Annotated in this window: 16 protein-coding genes; 11 read left to right on the forward strand and 5 right to left on the reverse strand. The window is 52.2% G+C overall.

All coding sequences use genetic code 11. The features are described 5' to 3' along the window. Positions 1-27: 27 nt before the first annotated feature. The 4 genes from JOD20_RS17755 to JOD20_RS17770 form a co-directional block, all read right to left on the reverse strand. The gene (locus tag JOD20_RS17755) at positions 28-420 is read right to left on the reverse strand and encodes a hypothetical protein (RefSeq protein ID WP_204756554.1); all 393 of its coding nucleotides are present in this window, start codon (positions 418-420) and stop codon (positions 28-30) included. Between the two features lie 18 nt (positions 421-438). Further along, positions 439-1,422 (reverse strand): WXG100 family type VII secretion target, encoded by a 984-nt coding sequence (locus JOD20_RS17760; protein ID WP_204756555.1) that lies wholly within the window; start codon positions 1,420-1,422, stop codon positions 439-441. Between the two features lie 347 nt (positions 1,423-1,769). Next, positions 1,770-2,957: a DUF4419 domain-containing protein gene (locus tag JOD20_RS17765; protein ID WP_204756556.1), complete on the reverse strand. Its 1,188-nt coding sequence runs from the start codon at positions 2,955-2,957 to the stop codon at positions 1,770-1,772. An 11-nt stretch (positions 2,958-2,968) separates the two neighbouring features. Then, positions 2,969-3,976, reverse strand: coding sequence for an aminoglycoside phosphotransferase family protein (locus JOD20_RS17770; RefSeq protein ID WP_204756557.1), 1,008 nt, complete (start codon positions 3,974-3,976; stop codon positions 2,969-2,971). A gap of 606 nt (positions 3,977-4,582) precedes the next feature. Between JOD20_RS17770 and JOD20_RS17775 the strand changes: the two genes are divergently transcribed. The 10 genes from JOD20_RS17775 (at position 4,583) to scpB (ending at position 12,492) form a co-directional block, all read left to right on the forward strand. Next, positions 4,583-5,413, forward strand: a complete 831-nt coding sequence (locus tag JOD20_RS17775) for an MOSC domain-containing protein (protein WP_204756558.1) — start codon at positions 4,583-4,585, stop codon at positions 5,411-5,413. A 29-nt stretch (positions 5,414-5,442) separates the two neighbouring features. Continuing rightward, positions 5,443-5,649 (forward strand): YwbE family protein, encoded by a 207-nt coding sequence (locus JOD20_RS17780; protein WP_204756559.1) that lies wholly within the window; start codon positions 5,443-5,445, stop codon positions 5,647-5,649. Beyond that, positions 5,642-6,265 (forward strand): histidine phosphatase family protein, encoded by a 624-nt coding sequence (locus JOD20_RS17785; protein ID WP_204756560.1) that lies wholly within the window; start codon positions 5,642-5,644, stop codon positions 6,263-6,265. The genes JOD20_RS17780 and JOD20_RS17785 overlap by 8 nt, the downstream gene beginning before the upstream one ends. A gap of 100 nt (positions 6,266-6,365) precedes the next feature. After that, complete coding sequence (locus JOD20_RS17790) at positions 6,366-7,217, forward strand: tetratricopeptide repeat protein (RefSeq protein ID WP_204756561.1); 852 nt, start codon at positions 6,366-6,368, stop codon at positions 7,215-7,217. A gap of 165 nt (positions 7,218-7,382) precedes the next feature. Next, positions 7,383-8,537, forward strand: coding sequence for an aminotransferase class V-fold PLP-dependent enzyme (locus JOD20_RS17795; RefSeq protein ID WP_204756562.1), 1,155 nt, complete (start codon positions 7,383-7,385; stop codon positions 8,535-8,537). 30 nt (positions 8,538-8,567) lie between these two features. After that, positions 8,568-8,963: a succinate dehydrogenase/fumarate reductase transmembrane subunit gene (locus JOD20_RS17800; RefSeq protein WP_054536518.1), complete on the forward strand. Its 396-nt coding sequence runs from the start codon at positions 8,568-8,570 to the stop codon at positions 8,961-8,963. Positions 8,964-8,985: 22 nt separating this feature from the next. Next, a complete protein-coding gene (locus tag JOD20_RS17805; protein ID WP_204756563.1) occupies positions 8,986-9,387 on the forward strand; it encodes a succinate dehydrogenase, hydrophobic membrane anchor protein in 402 nt (133 codons plus the stop codon). Between the two features lie 12 nt (positions 9,388-9,399). Then, positions 9,400-10,890 carry an FAD-binding protein gene (locus JOD20_RS17810; protein ID WP_204756564.1) on the forward strand — a complete coding sequence of 497 codons (1,491 nt, stop codon included), beginning with the start codon at positions 9,400-9,402 and terminating at the stop codon, positions 10,888-10,890. A gap of 28 nt (positions 10,891-10,918) precedes the next feature. Next, entirely contained in the window at positions 10,919-11,671 is a 753-nt protein-coding gene (locus tag JOD20_RS17815) for a succinate dehydrogenase/fumarate reductase iron-sulfur subunit (protein WP_204756565.1), read from the forward strand. A 32-nt stretch (positions 11,672-11,703) separates the two neighbouring features. Further along, entirely contained in the window at positions 11,704-12,492 is a 789-nt protein-coding gene (gene scpB, locus JOD20_RS17820; RefSeq protein WP_204756566.1) for an SMC-Scp complex subunit ScpB, read from the forward strand. A 576-nt stretch (positions 12,493-13,068) separates the two neighbouring features. Here scpB and JOD20_RS17825 read toward each other — a convergent pair. Then, a complete protein-coding gene (locus JOD20_RS17825) occupies positions 13,069-13,746 on the reverse strand; it encodes a YczE/YyaS/YitT family protein (RefSeq protein WP_204756567.1) in 678 nt (225 codons plus the stop codon). Between the two features lie 184 nt (positions 13,747-13,930). Between JOD20_RS17825 and JOD20_RS17830 the strand changes: the two genes are divergently transcribed. Then, positions 13,931-15,055 carry a S1C family serine protease gene (locus JOD20_RS17830; RefSeq protein WP_204756568.1) on the forward strand — a complete coding sequence of 375 codons (1,125 nt, stop codon included), beginning with the start codon at positions 13,931-13,933 and terminating at the stop codon, positions 15,053-15,055. Positions 15,056-15,074 lie beyond the last annotated feature (19 nt).

The following is a 15,074-nucleotide window of genomic DNA, read 5'->3' on the forward strand; positions in this document are numbered from 1 at the left end:
AACAATCCGACGCTCAATTATACGGTATTAGCTGGCCAAATGTGCTGGTCGGCGTTTGAACCACCACCACAAGCCACCAATCGCCAGCAGCGGAAGGATAATCCAGAGGCCAAATTGCCAGCGTTGGCTTTGGGCTAAGGCCTGCTCAAATTGCGCAATTGCCTGACCATTGCTGGCACAAAAACCCGTGCCATCAGGCCGACAACGTTCAATCGGATCAAACCGTGATAAGTTGCTGAAGCACCAATAACACCCAGCAAGGCTTGCAAAGCTAAGCCCACTTGCAAGGAGCATCGGCAAGAGTTTGGCTGGTGCATTTGGGCTGGTCAACTGACCAATAAGATAGCCCAAACCCAAGCTACTGAATAAAAAAAAGACCAATAAACCGCTAATCATCAACAGATCACTAAACCCTGCCATGTGCCAACTCCCAGCCAACTAGCGTTGATTCTTGCCTGAGGTCGTTTTATCGAGCTGAACTAAGTTATCACGATTGGCCAAAATTTCAGCATGTAGCTGATCTTGGGTCATCGAGGTGCCGTATTTGTTCCAGAGGTCGATACCCATTTGCACGGTCAACACATCACCTGGATCGTTGGTTCCGGTCAGCGCATCGCCAAGGTTGGCTCCGTCTTGCAAGGTTTTAGCGTCAAAGCCAGCGGCTGTGCCAACATAGCCATAGTGAATATTCGACCAAATATCGTAGTAGTATTCGTTAGTTTGGTCGCCACGAATTGGGAAGTAGTAGTCCTTGTCGTTTTTGAGGCCAAGCATATCGCCCAAAATCGGCTTGTGATCCCAATCGCTACCAGCATGAACTTTGGCAGTCCACATTGCCAAAGCAGTAACAATTTTATTGCCAGGATTACTGCCCATGAGACTATCGTACCATTGAGGATTCATGGCTGAATCGAGCAGCGATTTCATCTGTTTGACTACATCGCTTTGGGCGTTGTTGACCATTTCTTGATGCATATATTCGATGGCTTTGTCGAAACGGTCGTAGTTATTGGGGTCGGCGGGTGCGGTTGGGGTTGGCGTTTCTTCAGCGGAAAATTGGGCGGCATTGGCGAACATGGACACGCCACCACCCCGCAAGGCAGCCACACCTTCGGTTGGCGAGCCTTGGAACAAGCGTGACGCTTCTTCTTCCGCTTGGCGCATGACCGTTTTAATTTCCATGGTCAGGGCTTGGCTGGCCCGCAACGCGGCGATCAAACGGCTGAACGCTGGAAAAACATTGGCTTGCATTTCGTTGGCAAACGCTCTCGCTGCATCGCCCTGCCATTGGCCACCAACCAGTGTATCGTGCATTTGACGAATGCTTTGGACGATTGCTTCGCTTTGGTCGGCTTGACGATTGAAACGATTGGCGGCTTGCTCAAGCTGCTCATACTGAGCTTGAACGATTTCTGCGGTCATTCGTTGGTTCCTCCTACACAAATGGTGTTGAATTGGGGAATACGGAGGTGGTATGAGGCTGGAATGAGTTGTATTCTCACCAAGCAAAAGTATAACACGTTCAGCTTCGCCAACCGCAAATGGAAAGTCAGAAGGCAAAAATCAAAAGTCAAAAATTTAACGCAGTGGCGCAGAGAAACGATGGCTATGGGCTATGGGCTATGGGCTATCGGAACAAGTATCGTTCTTTAAAACAACACTCTAATAGCCAAAAGTCTATAGCCTTCGCGCTCTTCGCGTCCTTCGCGGTTTCCGTGCTTCGTGGCCCTTCGTGTCCTTCGTGGATAAGATCAAACAAATCTGGCCAATTACGGCTGGCAAATTGCCCAGCCAATTTCTGGACTAAGCGCTTTGGTTGTAGCATCAAGCTGAGTGCCGATTAATCCAGCCAAACAGGCTAATTCCTGCACTGAGCCATCGCGCAATTTGACCGTGATTGGAACGCTGGCCAAGCCGCTCGGGAAGCTGCTGTTGGCAATCCCTTGGCCAACCACAATTGTTTTGGTTGGCGCTGAATCGCTGCTTGGCGACTCACCAAAGAAATGCTCAAAAAGCATCCCTTGATAGACTAAACGATTGTGGGCAAAATCCAGTTCATGATCAAGTTCGCCATTCAACAGCGTCGATCGCGGTTGCTCAAATAAGGGATTGCGCAGCGTCGGCTGTTGCTTGGTATCGTTGATATAGGGAAACAGGTCGGCAACCCAACCTGTCACGACTTCGCCGCCATATTGATCATACGGTTTGTAGAGCTGCTGCCAAAAGCTGTGTGGCGGTTGGCCTTCGCTGGTTAAAATCAAGCCCTCGCAAATTGGTGCAAGTCGCTCCGTCCACCACACCAAATCATACTCAGCGAGGCGTTGCACCCGCTCGGCCAGCGAGCGCCAATCAGCAGGCATGCCCAATAGCGTAATATTGGGAATACCACAAATACAAACCGCACTATAATCGAAATAATGCTCAAAACCCTGCATCAGCACAATTTGGCTGGCCGTGCGGCTAATTGCTGTGGTTGTCGAGAAATCGCATTGCAGCGTTTGGGCTAGGTTGGCAGGCAACGCCGCATTGAGCAACTGCGCCCATAACCCAATCGCATGCGTCCATGCCGCGTGGCCGCTGAGACCATCAACCTCAATTTCAAGCGTCTGTTTAGCGGTATGCGCAACGAAGCGCTGGCGTAAATCCTCAGCATGGCAATTAACGTGGTTGGCAAAGCCTTGGGCAATCGTCAGCCAAATACAATCAGGGGTGAGCAGCAACGGGTAATGCTGGCTAAATGCAAGATGAATCGTTTGAATTAGCGAATTATCGTTGCTGGTTTTGACCAACAGCTGAGCAGGATCGTGGCTCATTTGGATCAACGGACGTTTGATGCGTTGGGTAAAGTGAGTTTGCGCATCAACCAAGCTCACTTGGCTTTGATATGGCTCGACCGCATCGACCACAAATTGAATTGCGCCATGACGTTGCGCTAAAATCGGAGCAATTGCGAACATCGGTTTCCTCTCTAACGTGCGCGATCAGCTTGATAGGCCGATTCGATAATGTTACCAGCCAAAAAGCGCGAACGCAGCGATTGCAAGGCAGCTTGTTTGATCGTTTGGGGAGCGTCGCGGCGCAGCAACACCCGTTGGGCATAATCGCCAAGATCTTGAATTACGCGCTCATACCGATAATAGGCCAAGGCTTTGTAGTCAATCGTTGGTTGGCCGTAGCCCTCAAAAAACCATTGTTCCTCGTGGCGCTGCACTGGCACGCCAATCACTGAGCCAACCACAAAGCGCAAATCGCGCTCTTTTGGCGCAAACAGCGGGTAATCCCAATCGACAATATTAATTTGCTGAATCTGATCGAGCACAATATTGGCGGTATGAATATCGCCGTGGCTCAGCCCAAAATCACGTGCATTGACCCGCAAATAATTGCCAAGCTCGCTAATTCGTTCGATCACATAGCTAATTTCGCGCGTCTTGACCCGCCAAAAATCGATTAATTCGGCGCTGTAACTATCGCCAATTGGCCACGTATTGATGCTCTGCTGAATGGCTTGGACGGTCGGCAGCCATGGCGGGCGAAAGTTCTCCCAGCGCAGCATGTGGCGCAATGGCGGACGCACCTGCATCGTGTGAATTCGACTCAATTGCTGGCCAAAACTTTGCCATTGTTGGGCCGACATGCCATGATCCATGCCCGTTGCGCCTTCGATATAGGGGTAGAGCACGCTATGAAACTGTTGGCAACGCCCCCACAATTGCTGGGTGCGCGTATCGACTGGGGCAACCACCGCTGCTACCCCACGATCCTTGAGATAGCGCGGCAACAAAACCCCAGCCTGGTAGATCGAGCCATGTTTCAGCTTCAGAAAATACTGCTGTTCGCTAGTTTGCACCAGATAAAGCGCCGCCTGTGGATCATTGCCACGCTCGATTTGCTCAATCGTGCAAGCTTCAATCGCATAGGTTTGGGCCAGATGTTGGCGAATTATTGCTTGATCGGGGGCGTGAGCTTGCTGCATACCAGACTTCCTTGATTGGATTAACATGCGTGCTTTACGCCCTTGGAAAGCACGCCAAACGAGCAATATTCAAACGTGAACGAAAGCAACTGCAAAGCTTGATTGGTGCGAGAACGAAAACAGCCTGAGGCAATTAGCACTTGTTCGGCTTGGCCTAGCCTGTGGGAGCAGCGGCAAGGCCTAAGCGCATAGTTGGTTAAGTATCGACCTAGCTGTTTTGAATGTCAAGCAATTTGTTGTAAGTCAAAAGTCAAAAGTCAGAAATCAGAAGGCAAAAAGAACAAAGAGCATAGAACATAGAACATAGGGGTCGGGCTTTGGGCTAGTAGGAACAAAATCAAAACAAGAGGTTCTTCGCGTGCTTCGCGGTTTCCAAACTTCGTGCTCTTCGTGCCCATCGTGGATCAATATGTCTATTGGCTTTGGGCTATGGGCTATCGGAACATAATCACAATAATCTGTGCCAATCTGTGGCTAAAAAATCGTCCTTCGCGCTCTTCGCGGTTTCACTCGCTGATTCCTTGACCCCTGACCCCTCACACCTGCCCCCTCGCCTTGTACTTGCTCGTATAATGCGTTTAATTGTTGGCTTTAGAGGAGGCTTCGATGGCACAGGTGATTGATCTGGCGATTTACCCAATTAAATCGACAGCAGGGATTAAGCTCGATCAGGCGCGTTTGGAGCTGCGTGGCTTTGCCAACGATCGACGTTGGGCTGTCGTTGCCAGCGAAAATCGGCGCATTATCACGGCGCGCGAGCATGGCAAATTGTTGGCAATTCGCAGCCAAGTTACCGCCGATGGCTTGCTCGTCCATTTGCCAACCTTGGCTGAGCCGCTCGCCTTGCCCAAATTGTTTAGCCCGATTGAGCGAGTCAATTTATGGGCCGAAGAACAGCACCCAGCCATGGTCTATAACGAGGCAATCAATCACGCTTTTAGCGAATATCTTGGCATCGATTGCTTGGTAATTTATATGGGCGAAGGCTGTGAGCGAGCGCTGCCAACCGAGATGGCTTCAGGCTACACTGGGCGCAACGACGACCGCGTGAGCTACGCCGACGATTATCCGATTTTGCTGGCTTCGCAGGCTTCGTTGGATGACCTCAACCAGCGGCTTGAGCAACCAGCTAGCATGACTCAGTTTCGCCCAAATATTGTGATTGATGGTGAACGGGCATTTCAAGAAGATCACTGGCAGTGGCTACAAATCGGCGAATGTTTGTTTGAAGTGGCCCAAGCATGCCCGCGCTGCGTGCTGATTACCGTCGATCCGACAACTGGCGTGAAACATGCCCAGCAAGAGCCATTGCGCAGTTTGGCCCGCTATCGCAAAACCGCTGGCGGTGGCGTACCATTTGGCATTCAGCTTGTGCCACGCAAGTTTGGCACAATTCGGCTTGGCGATCAGCTCGTTGTACTCAAGCAGCCTGTATAATTCAGCAATTACATTTTTGAGGAGCAACAATGAACGGTCAACAACGCAGCGCAATCAAACCAGGCCTCCAAGTCGCGATTGTGCTCAAGCAAGATCAGGCAACTGGCAAAACGACAACCGGCATTGTCAAAGATATTTTGACCAAATCGCCAAATCACCCACATGGCATCAAAGTGCGCTTGGTGAGCGGCGAAGTTGGGCGAGTTAAGCAGATTTTAGGCCCGACGAATGCGTAAAATTGCCCTCGTAACCCATCCTGAAGCGCAACACCATGTTGAGCAGAAGGTTGGCGGCTGGTATGACACAGGTTTGACCGAGCGTGGCCAGCAACAAGCCACGGCGATTGCGGCAGTTTTGGGCGCAGAATTACCACAATCTAGCCCAATTTATAGCTCCGATTTGCAGCGCACAAGCCAAACAGCAGCCTTGATTGCGCGCAGCTTGCACAGCCAAGTTGTGCTCGATCAGCGCTTGCGCGAAATGAGCTATGGCGCTGCTGAAGGCCGCGATCAAGCGTGGTTTGATCAGCAGATCGTTTACCCGCCACAGAGTGCAGGTCGGCTTGATCATCGGGTCTATCCAAGCAGCGAGAATCGGCGCGAAGTGGCAACCAGAATATATGCGGCGATGGAATCGATTATCAACTCAGCAGCGCAACAGCTGGTGATAGTGACCCATGGCTTTGCTGCCAGCTTTGTGATTGCCGCTTGGATAGGGATGCCACTTGAAGCGCTTGGATTAGTGGCATTTCAAGTTAATTCGGGCAGCATTTCGTGGCTAACCCAAAGCGCACCATTTCATAATCGCACGCTTGCCAGTTTGAATGATACGCACCATTTGGCTAAGTTTTGAAGGTTGGTCGTTAATCAGCTAAGCGACCCTTGACAGTGATTCATGCAATTCCTTAAAATAGCAAGGCTGTGCTATTTGATTGAAATGGAGCATCGGAATCATGGATATTGATGCGCTGTGGGAATATGCTGATCCTGCTGCGAGCGAGAGTCGCTTTATTCAAGCCTTGGCCGAAACAACGGGCGATGATCAGCTTGAACTGCTGAGCCAAATTGCGCGAACCTTTTCGTTACGTGGGCGCTTTGCCGAAGCCCACGAACGGCTTGATCAGCTGGAAGCTCAATTAAATGAAGCAAGTGAACGGCCTAAAGTGCGCTACTATCTTGAACGAGGCCGCACCCATAATGCTGCTGGCGAACACGAAATGGCGAGTTATTTCTTTAATAAAGCGTGGGAACTCGCCTCGCAAGCAGGCTTGGTTGGCTTGGCAGTTGATGCGGCGCATATGCTGGCGATTAGCAATCCTGGCGGCGAACAAGCCTTGGTTTGGAACCAGCGCGGCTTAACATTGGCCCGCAACTCGGATGACCCTAAAGCTCAAGCATTAATTCCCGCCATGCTGAATAATGCAGCATGGGACTTCCACGAACGGGGCGAGTTTGCTGAAGCTTTGGCGTTGTTCAAAGAAGCAGAGCAAGCGTGGATCGCACGTGAACGCCCGCGCCAAATTCAAATTGCGCGCTGGTCGGTGGCCCGCTGTTTACGCTCGTTGGGCGAATATCAGCAAGCGCTCGACATGCAACAAACGCTCGCCGCCGAATTACAAGCAGCAGAGCAGAGCGATGGCTTTGTGTTCGAAGAAATTGGCGAGAATTTAGCAGCGTTGGGCGAGCACGAAGCGGCCAAGCCCTATTTTGAGCAAGCGCTCAATGCTTTAGCCCAAGATCCATGGTTTGTGCAACATGAAGCAGCGCGCCTACTCAACCTCAAAATTCGCGCTGGCAAAGCCTAGACCCCTCAAGCGAATCAATGCCTACCGATTAGCTAAAATTGCTGATTACAAGGCATTGATTTGCGTTCGACACTCCCATTAAACTGCGCTATAATCCAAACAAGTTTCTGGAGTTGCTGATTCGCGAGCCTCTGATCAGAAATTTCTGATCGGCAGGTGATATTTGTGTTTACAACCATGAGCACTGCACCGCGTGATTGGTTGGCAAGTCGGGCTGAGTTTCCGATTTTAAGCCGCAAAACCTATCTCAATACCTGTTCGCTTGGCGCATTGAGCACCCGCGTACGTTCGGCAGTTAATCAGCATTTGGATTTATGGGAAGAGTACGGGGCCTCGGCTTGGTATAAGATTTGGCTTGGCGAGTGCGCTGGATTGCGCGCTACCACCGAACGCTTATTCAACGCGCCGGCTGGCTCGGTGGCCTTGGCTCCCAGCGTTGGGGTGGCGCTCTCAGTGCTAGCCAGTGCCTTGGATTATCGCCAACGGCCTAAGGTTATTTCAACCGTCCTTGATTTCCCAACAATTCCCTATCAATGGTTGGCGCATCCTGAGGTCGAGGTGGTGCTATTGCCCTCGCCCGATGGTGTGCACGTGCCGCTTGAAGCCTACGAGGATGCAATCGACGAGCGCACAGCCTTGGTGGCAACCTCGCATGTCTTTTTTGCGAGTGGCACGATTCAGCCAATTGCTGAAATTGCCAAACTGGCCCACGCCAAAGGGGCGTTATGTCTGATCGATGGCTATCAGGCGGCGGGCCAAGTGCCAGTTGATGTCGTTGCCAGCAATTTGGATTTCTACATGACTGGTGGCTTGAAGTGGCTGCTTGGTGGCACGGGCATTGTGGAATGCTATGTGCGGCCCAGCTTGATTCCACAGCTTAAGCCCACGGTTGCAGGCTGGTTTGGTCATGCCAAACAATTTGCCTTCGACCCGAACAGCTTTGAGTTTGCCCCCGATGCGCGGCGCTTTGAGGTTGGCACGCCAGCCTTGGCGGCGGTGTACGCTGGCCATGCAGGCATGCAAATTATCCTTGAGCATGGCGTTGCGGCAATTCAACAACGCACGAGCGAACTAGTGGCCTATTTGGTGGCCAAGCTGCGCGATGCAGGCTATCAATTAACTATTGCTGGCGACCCACAGCAGCATGCAGGGATCGTGATGATCCAAAGTGCCGAGCATGCCAAGCTCGTGGCCGCCTTGGCCGAGCAGGGGATTATCGTTGATCACCGGCCTGGCCATGTGCGGGTATCGCCATTTTTCTATACCGTAGAAGCAGAGCTTGATCTTTTTGTGGAACGCTTGCAGGCTCTCAGCCAGTAATTTGGAATTCAGCATCAATAAGGAGGTTACGTGTCCACTCGCACGATTTTGGACCGTTATCAAACGAGTGCCTCGTATCTAGCGCGCATTTTACTCCGTTTTTCGGGCTTGTTGCTCACGGTGTATATGCTGACGTACATTTGGGAATTGAGCACGGTTATTCGCACCAGCGACGAACCGGCTGGCACCGCTGCGGCGGCCTTCAACACGGCGATGGCAGCGTATAACACAACCTTTTGGCATATTACCCATGCCGTGGTTGTGGCGATGGTGGTGTTGCATGCCCTGACTGGCTTGCGGGTCTTGACCCTTGAAGCTGGCATTGGCGCGCGCTTCCAACGCGCCTCATTCTGGCTTTCGTTGGTCTTGACGGTGGCGCTGTTTGTGCTGCTCTTTATTAAGATTATTGCCAATATCGCGGCATAACGGCTGGAAAGGAATCGCTTCAATGGTGCACCGAGACGTTATCAGCGTTACAAGCCGCGCGCAAAAGGTTAAAGTAGAACCTGGTGCGGGCACGCTGTTGTGGATTCTGCAACGCCTTTCTTCGTATGGTTTGTTGCTGTTTTTGCCAATTCACCTGTATTTTACCTATTTCACCAAGCTAGATACACCAGCGCTGACCTATGAAGGCGCTCGTGAAACCTTCCGCGCATTTCCACTGTGGTATGTGCTCAACGAAGGGTTGTTGTTACTGTGTGCGCTGTTTCATGGCTTAAACGGCTTTCGCAATGTCATCTACGACTGGACAACCAATAGCGCTGTGCGCCATACGGTCAACTTTGTGTTGATTGTCTTGGGTATCGCCGGAGCAATTTTGGGTTTCTGGACGTTGTGGGCTTTGGCATAAGGAGTGTCGTCTGTGATTCAGCATGATGTAATTGTGGTTGGCAGTGGCATCGCTGGGATGCGCTGCGCCCTTGAAATTAAACGCACTGCGCCGCAAGCGAATGTGGCAATTGTCACCAAACAATATCCGGTGCGCGCCGCTTCGGTGGTCGAACGCACTGGCATTGCTGCCGCCTTAGGCAATAGCAGCGACGATAGCGTCGATGCGCATATCAGCGATACGCTGGCCTATGGCAAGAGCAATAACGCCGCCGCTGTCAAAGCGCTGTGCGAGCTAGCTCCCGCTGCTGTGTACGAATTAGAGCACATGGGCTTGCCATTTAGCCGCTTGAAGACTGGCCGCATTGCCCAACAACCAGCCTATGGCCATAGCCAACCCCGCTTGGCCAACGCAGGCGACCAAACCGGCCATGCGATTGTCACGACCTTGTATGGCGAAGTCGTGCGCTTTGGCATCCAAGTCTATCCTGAGCAGTTTATGCTGGGCTTGGTGGTCGATGGCAAAAACGTGCGTGGCGTAAGCGTGCTCGATATTCGGAGCAGCGAAATTAACGTCATCAATGCCAAAGTCACGGTGCTGGCAACGGGCAGCTATGGCCAACTCTACGCCAATTCAGCAGATTCGTATGCCTCAACTGGCGATGGCCATGCCGCCGCTTTGCGCGCTGGCATCAATCTGACGGGCATGGATCTGGTCAGTTTCCATCCGTTGGGTGTGGCCAACACTGGCTTGATTATCAACGAACGGGTGCTGGCCGATGGCGCACATCTGCTCAACGCAAGCGAAAAGCGCTTTACCAACGAGCTAGCGAGCTTGGATGTTGTGACCGCTGCAATCAATGCAGAAATTGCTGCTGGCAATGGCGTTGATGGCCATGTTTGGCTTGATGTGCGCCATCTGTCGACCAGCCAGATTCGCGAGCGCTACCCGCACGTTTTGGATTACGCCGAAGATTTCGCTGGCGTAAACCCCAAGCACGATTTGATTCCAGTCAAGCCAACCCAACAAGCGACGCTCGGCGGCTTGGCAACCGATCTCAACGGCAGCGTAGCAGGCTTCGAAGGCTTGTATGCAGTTGGGGCATGTGCCAATAACGGCGTGCATGGCGAGCAAGCCTTGCCGGGCAACGAATTGGCCGCCGCTGTGGTATTTGCCAAATTAGCAGGTGCAGCAATTGCCGCCAAACTTGGCGCAGCCGTCTATGGCAATGTGCCAAGCTACGCCACCAGCAATGCCAGCGATGAAATTGAAGGCTTGCTTGGCCAAAAAGGCGCGCATAAACTAGGCTTGGTGCGCAAAAACCTACGCCATGCTTTTAGCAGCCAAAGCGCCAGCAATGAGCAACAAGTTGGCTTTGTGCATAGCCTGCGCGACCAGTTTGGCCAAATTGGATTGCACGATAAAAATCGGCGCTTTAATACTGAATTGCTCGAAGCCCTAGAGCTTGATCGGCTGCTTGATGTGGCCGACGCTGTGGCAAAAGCAAGCGTGGCTGCGCTCTAAGCGCTAGAAACCTAGTGGAGTAGTTTCAATGAAAGTAACTTTTCGTGTGCCACGCTTCGATGCTGCCACCGATTTTACCGCAAAATATCAGATCTACCACGTCGAGGTAACGCCCTATACCACGATTCTTGACGCTTTGAATATCATCAAAGAAGAGCAAGATAGTACGTTGGCGTTTCGCCGTGGCTCGCAATCGGGCATCGACGGCAGCTGTGGCATGATGGTCAATGGGCGCAATCGTTTGGCTTCAACCACCCGCGTGATGGGCTTGAACGCAACCGAAATTGCCTTGGGGCCATTGCCTGGCTTCCCCGTCATTCGCGATTTGGTCGTGGATTTCGATTCGTTCTTTGCCAAAGATGCAGTGATGTTGCCCTACTTGGTGACCGACATCGCCAAACCAGAAGATGGCAAAGAGCGCTTGCAAAGCCCCAAAGATGCCAACCGCATCGCCTTGGCCGCAACCTGCAACCAATGTGGCTGCTGTACGTCGGCCTGCCCAGTTCACTGGAGCAACGGCGAATATTATGGCCCATCGGCCTTGACCCGCGCCTATCGCTTTGTCGAAGATTCACGCGACACCGCAATCAAGGCTCGCTTAGAGATTGTTGGCTCGGAAACAGGCGTTTGGCGCTGTCACACCATTTTCAACTGCTCGGAATGCCCCAAATCCATTCCAAACGGCGAGAATATTCAAGCCCTCAAACGCAAAATCATGCTTAACAAGATCGGCCTTGGGCGGATTGAAGTTAAAGTTGCTCGCACCGAAGCAACCGTCTAAATTGCATGAGCGGGCAATCACCACGACAAACTATGCTGCGCCGTTGGCTCAAGCTGTTTGCCGTGGTGATTGCCCGTTTGGTTCAACATTTCGCCAAATCACCAAGCCATTTAGCCATGAATGTAGATCAAGAACCACCTATGCTTAGCACCGCAACCGATCAGCCTGAGCGTGCAGCCGATGTTGGCGTTGATGAGCCGCTTGCTGAGCCAGCAGCCTTGATCGAGCCAATCGATCAGCCAACCCCCGAGCCAAACCCAAGCCCTGAGCATTTGCACCCCGATTTGTTGCTGCGCGCCGAAGCTGTGCTGTTTGTGGCAGGCGATGCGGTTGAATATGCAACCTTGGCTAAAGCGCTTGAATTGCGCGAACACGATTTGCCCTTGTTGATTGCCGATTTACGCCAACGCTTCACTGGGCGCGGCATTCGTTTGCAAGATCAGGCTGGCACATTGCAGTTGGTCAGCGCCCCCGAAGCTACCAGCGCCCTCGAACGCTTTTTAGGGGTGAGCCAGCCGCAAAAACTCTCCCCAGCAGCGCTCGAAGTTTTGGCAATTATCGCCTATCGTCAACCAGTTACCAGAGCTGGGCTTGAAGCAATTCGCGGCGTGGATTCGAGTGGCGTGGTGCGTTCGCTCTTGGCACGCGAGCTAATCTACGAGGTTGGCCGTGCAGAAACGCTTGGCCGCCCAGTGCTGTATGGCACAACCAGCCAATTTTTGCATATTTTTGGCATCACCAGCCTTGAAGAATTGCCAGCCTTCAATTTTGAGCGCCAAGCCCCAGCCGACCCCGACGCTGCCCAAGAACGGTTGTTTTAGGCGAGGGGCCAGCACTAAGGGGCGAGGGGTCAGAAAAACGGCAACCACGAAGGACAGACTATGGGCTATAGGCTATAGGCTATGGGTTCAGAACGCGCACCTGATCCCCAGCTCCTGACCCCTGAACCCCAAATGCGATGGGCGAGGGGTCAGAAAAACGGCAACCACGAAGCGCAGGCTATAGGCTGTTGTCTATCGGAAATTCATCGGGGTTGGCAACAGAGGGGGGTGAATGAGGGGTCAGTAGTCAGGGGTCGGGTAAACGGAAACCACGAAGATCGCGAAGATCGCGAAGGTTTGATCCACGAAGAGTGCGAAGTTTGGGGGTAAAAGATGCACAGCAACACTCCAACACATGAATATTTGGGGTGCAGGGGCTGAAAACCCCTGCGTCTCCCGCCTTGAGGCGGGACGGAAGGGTGGTGAACGAGGGGCCAGCACTCAGGGGCTAGGGATCAGAAAACGACAACCACGAAGACCGCAAAGCGCACGAAGATAAGGCTATAGGCTGTTGGCTATGGACTCAGAACGCGTCCCCGATCCCCAGTCCCCGACCCCTGACCCCAACATGAAATGTTAAACCAACGGCGCTGCTTCGACTGGCTCGGCAGCAACAGGCTCAGGTTTGGCCGAATGTGGCAAAGCCTTGAACAATTTCAGCCCCCATTGCACCGCAGGCCCAATGCTCACTGCAAAGAGCAAAGTTCCCCAGCCAACATCGCCGCCCATAATCCAGCCCAAAAAGAGCACCGAAAGCTCAATGCCAGTTCGCACATGGCGCACTGGCCAGTTGAAACGCCGCACCACAAACAGCATAAAGCTATCGCGTGGGCCAGCACCCATATTAGCCCCAATATAGGCTCCGATGCCGATACCACACAGCAGCAACGCTAGCAGATAGTAGCCCAATTGCCATGGCCAGCTTGATACGACGGGAATCAATGGCATGGTTAAATCGGTAACTAAGCCAATTAAAATAATGTTGCTAATCGTGCCCCAGCCAAAGCGAATATCAACCAGCAGCAAGATTGCCATCAGCGCAAAGCCAACTAATTCACTGATTAAACCGACTTTCAAACCAGTCAGTTTGTTAATCCCTTGGTGAAAGAGATCCCACGGCCCCAACCCAAATTGGCTCTGCATCATAAAGCTAATTGCTAGGCCATACATGCTCAAGCCAAAGATTAATTGAACCCATTGACGAGCAGCAACTGGCCGAAAATCGAAATGACGGGCGATAAATGAACCAAACATAGAGCCATCCTTGTGGAGCAATAATCCAATAGCATGTGTTTTAACAGATTGTCCTAGCGACAACGAGTGACAATCAGCAAAAATGGATCAGGACAATTATACTCAACTTTGCTTGTAGGAGGATGGCGCTGCTTTTGCTATACTCGGCGTAGGTTGCAAATTGGACTAGCTTTTTGGAGGTTGTATGCAGCTTCGTGACCGCTTAGGCTGGATGTTAAGTGGAATTTTGCTGGGAATGTTGTTGATGGTCAGTTGCGATGTGGTTAATCAATCGCCAACCGCGCGGCCAAGCGTCGCTGATGCAGCGATTGTGCCATCGAATGTGCCGCAGGCCACAACCGCCGCACAACTTCCGGTCAATCAAGCATCAGTCGATGCCTATAGCAATGTGATTCGGGCGGTTTACAATCGCGGCAATCCCTCAGTTGTGCGCATCGATGTGCAAAGCAGCCAAGGCGAATCGCTTGGTACGGGCTTTGTGATTGATAAAGAGGGCCATATTGTGACCAACAATCACGTTGTCGGCACAAGTAGCAGCGTTTTGGTCAATTTTATCGATGGCGAGGCCGCAATTGCCGATTTGGTTGGAATCGATAGCGATTCGGACTTGGCAGTGATTAAAGTGCGCAATCCAAATCCCAACATTTTAGTGCCTGTCGAATTTGGCGATTCGTCAGCAATTCAAGTTGGCGATGTGGTGGTGGCAATCGGCAATCCCTATGGCGAAAATCGCACCGCCACCGCAGGGATTATCAGCGCAATTCGCGGGGCCAAGAACGAAGGCGGCGGTAGCACGTTCTCAATTCCAGGCGTGCTGCAAACCGACGCAGCGATTAACCCAGGCAATTCTGGCGGGCCATTGTTCAATAGCCAAGGCCAAGTGATTGGGGTCAATACCTTCATTCTCGACCCATCAGGCCGTGGCGCGAACATCGGCTTGGGCTTTGCAGTGCCAGCCAATTTGGTCAAGCTGGTTGCACCAGCAATTATTCGTGATGGCAGCTATACCCACCCATTCTTCGGCGCAGCCTTGGCCAGTGCCGATAGCTACTTTGCCGAAGCCAATAACCTGCCCAGCAAAGGCGTTGTGATTACCCAGCTCTACGAAGGGCCTGCGGCTCAAGCAGGGTTGCAAGTTGGCGATGTGATTGTAGCAATCAATGGTCAAGCGGTGCTCGAATCTGGCGACGTGATTGCAATCTTGGAGCTAACTACCAAGCCAGGCGATCGGATTACGGTCTCGGTAGCTGAGGGGGGTGGGCGCACCCGTGATGTACAAGTGCAAGTTGGCGCACGTCCAGGCCGCTAAATTCGCTTCAAGCATCATT

The organism is Herpetosiphon giganteus, assembly GCF_016907925.1.
Lineage (GTDB): Bacteria > Chloroflexota > Chloroflexia > Chloroflexales > Herpetosiphonaceae > Herpetosiphon > Herpetosiphon giganteus.

Bases quoted from the DNA above. Each gene is read 5' to 3' on its own strand.
- JOD20_RS17775 (WP_204756558.1), top strand. From the start codon at position 4,583: ATGGCACAGGTGATTGATCTGGCGATTTACCCAATTAAATCGACAGCA.
- JOD20_RS17790 (WP_204756561.1), top strand. From the start codon at position 6,366: ATGGATATTGATGCGCTGTGGGAATATGCTGATCCTGCTGCGAGCGAG.
- JOD20_RS17765 (WP_204756556.1), bottom strand. From the start codon at position 2,957: ATGTTCGCAATTGCTCCGATTTTAGCGCAACGTCATGGCGCAATTCAA.
- JOD20_RS17785 (WP_204756560.1), top strand. From the start codon at position 5,642: ATGCGTAAAATTGCCCTCGTAACCCATCCTGAAGCGCAACACCATGTT.
- JOD20_RS17825 (WP_204756567.1), bottom strand. From the start codon at position 13,746: ATGTTTGGTTCATTTATCGCCCGTCATTTCGATTTTCGGCCAGTTGCT.
- JOD20_RS17815 (WP_204756565.1), top strand. From the start codon at position 10,919: ATGAAAGTAACTTTTCGTGTGCCACGCTTCGATGCTGCCACCGATTTT.
- JOD20_RS17830 (WP_204756568.1), top strand. From the start codon at position 13,931: ATGCAGCTTCGTGACCGCTTAGGCTGGATGTTAAGTGGAATTTTGCTG.
- JOD20_RS17755 (WP_204756554.1), bottom strand. From the start codon at position 420: ATGGCAGGGTTTAGTGATCTGTTGATGATTAGCGGTTTATTGGTCTTT.
- JOD20_RS17770 (WP_204756557.1), bottom strand. From the start codon at position 3,976: ATGCAGCAAGCTCACGCCCCCGATCAAGCAATAATTCGCCAACATCTG.
- scpB (WP_204756566.1), top strand. From the start codon at position 11,704: ATGCTGCGCCGTTGGCTCAAGCTGTTTGCCGTGGTGATTGCCCGTTTG.
- JOD20_RS17760 (WP_204756555.1), bottom strand. From the start codon at position 1,422: ATGACCGCAGAAATCGTTCAAGCTCAGTATGAGCAGCTTGAGCAAGCC.
- JOD20_RS17805 (WP_204756563.1), top strand. From the start codon at position 8,986: ATGGTGCACCGAGACGTTATCAGCGTTACAAGCCGCGCGCAAAAGGTT.
- JOD20_RS17780 (WP_204756559.1), top strand. From the start codon at position 5,443: ATGAACGGTCAACAACGCAGCGCAATCAAACCAGGCCTCCAAGTCGCG.